This window comes from Falsiroseomonas sp. HW251 (assembly GCF_050563545.1).
GTDB lineage: Bacteria > Pseudomonadota > Alphaproteobacteria > Acetobacterales > Acetobacteraceae > Falsiroseomonas.
Map to the genome: position 1 here is coordinate 1 of NZ_JBNXUM010000084.1, position 1265 is coordinate 1265.

Sequence of the window (1265 nt, forward strand, 5' to 3'; positions counted from 1 at the left end):
GCGGCCGCCATCTCGGTTGCTGATGCATACCGCGCCTCGTCCACCAGCCGCTGGTATCGGAACGCGCGGGGCAGTGCCTTCACCAGCGCCGGAGCGGCGCGCGTCGGCACTGCCGCCTCACCACCATCCCGGACCGGCGTCACCACCGTCTAACGGTCTGGCCACCGCGCGACCTTCAGCGGCACCGGGACCGTGCTGCTGGTGACAGAGCTCATGCGGGCCTCAGCAGGTGAGGCGCCATCGCGCCGAGATTCGGTAACCGGCCTGGCCCGCGCCGCGCCTTGACCGCCGCGACCCCGTTCCTAGCGTGCCTGGAGCTGCCTGGCGCGGACCGGTAGGCCCATGCCAGCGAGATGTTCCGGGGAGCCCATGGCCACGCACCGCTTCCAACCCACACGATTCTTCAACGCGATCGGCGTCGCCGAACCCTGCCTGCGCGTTGCTGATGGCGACACCGTGGTAACCGACACAATCGACGCGTCCGGCCTCAATGCGCGGGAGGTGGCCGTCGCCAGCCGGCCGAACCCGATGACCGGTCCGTTTTTCATCGAGGGCGCGGAGCCTGGGGACACGCTCGCCGTGCGGATCGACCGGCTCACACCGAGCCGGGCGACCGGCTGGACCTATTCGCCGCTCGCCTTGTCCGTGCTGGATCCGGCGGCGATCCTCGATCGGCCGCCTCAGCAGCGTGTCGTCTGGGATATCGACCACGAGGCGGGCACGGTGCGGCTGCAGGACAAGGTGAAGGGGCTCGAGCATTTCGTGCCACCCATTCAGCCGATGATCGGCTGCTTCGGGGTCGCGCCGGCAGGCGGTCAGGCGCTGTCCACCGCGACCAGCGCGCAGAACGGCGGCAACATGGACTACCGGCTGTTCGCACCCGGCACGACGGCCTGGTTTCCCGTCGCGGTGCCCGGCGCGCTCTTCTATCTCGGCGACGGGCATGCCTGCCAGGGCGACGGTGAGATTGTCGGCACCGGCATCGAGACGTCCTTCGAGATGGAGGTCACCTTCCGCGTCCTGAAGCGGACGATCACCTGGCCGCGCGGCGAGACGGCCGACGACATCTTCACCGTCGGCAATGCCCGGCCGCTGGACCAGGCGCTGCAGCACGCCACGACGGAGATGTTGCGCTGGCTCGGCGAGGACTACGGTTTGGATGCCCGTGCCGCCAGCCACCTGTTGGGCCAGGTCGTCCGCTACGATGTCGGCAATGTCTTCAACCCCGCCTTCACGGTCGCCTGCCGCATCGCCAAGCGCTGGCT

At 69.3% G+C, this 1265-nt stretch carries 1 protein-coding gene; it reads left to right on the forward strand.

Annotated features, from left to right (window positions below; all coding sequences use genetic code 11):
• Window positions 1-369 precede the first annotated feature (369 nt).
• Window positions 370-1265: acetamidase/formamidase family protein (locus ACLF3M_RS35255; protein WP_430661688.1), on the forward strand; the 896-nt coding region annotated here is incomplete at its 3' end.